At 41.9% G+C, this 571-nt stretch carries 1 protein-coding gene and 1 pseudogene; one reads left to right on the top strand and one right to left on the bottom strand.

Annotated elements, in window-relative coordinates; all coding sequences use genetic code 11:
• Nucleotides 1–164: 164 nt before the first annotated feature.
• Entirely contained in the window at nt 165–383 is a 219-nt protein-coding gene (locus tag R7Q46_RS29015) for a hypothetical protein (RefSeq protein ID WP_025535178.1), read from the top strand.
• Nucleotides 384–475: 92 nt separating this feature from the next.
• On the opposite strand, the pseudogene R7Q46_RS29010 reads toward R7Q46_RS29015, so the two are convergent.
• Nucleotides 476–571, bottom strand: a pseudogene (locus tag R7Q46_RS29010) (sterol desaturase family protein); the annotation flags it as partial.

Here is a 571-nt window from a genome sequence, read left to right as displayed (position 1 = left end):
ATATTGGACAACAATGTGGCTCTGCAAATGAAAACGCTGTTCTTGGGCTTTTCGTTGGGCGTTTCCATCTGGCTTTGGAATGCGCGAAAGCACCAGCAATCGCGTCAGATATTTCGTTAACTTTATCTACTCACACATTTAAGGATTATCAACAGGGATTCGTTATGAACGATTTTAAAGACTTGGCGAGTTTTGCCGGTTTTAGTGCGTTAACAGGTTTGAGTTTTGGCACCATTTTCTTCAGTCTCGCTTTTGTGTACAGCTCCTTCGAAACGCAGCAACACGTCAACACTAGCGCTTTAGTTTGTGCTGTATTTGGAGTCATAGGCTTGTTTATTGGCATTACGCAATTAAATAAAAAACGCCAATTAGTCGAAAGTTAATTCGGCAAGTCTTTTCGGTGGATGGGGTCTCCAAAACTCTATAATGAACTCTGTGATTTGTTTTTGTTGGTTACTCCATCTACTTTTTTCTTTTAATCATCGTTCTTGCCCTTGCCTTCGCGATAACGAAAAGGCTGTGTCAGCAGCTTATCCAATCTTTGCTCTCTCGCTTCCCTGATCTCAGGCAC

The sequence above is a fragment of the Vibrio sp. 811 genome (assembly GCF_033339195.1).
This window is presented reverse-complemented; position numbering and strand designations above follow the sequence as displayed.

Coding starts and splice junctions, on each gene's coding strand:
- R7Q46_RS29015 (WP_025535178.1), top strand. CDS start 165: ATGAACGATTTTAAAGACTTGGCGAGTTTTGCCGGTTTTAGTGCGTTA.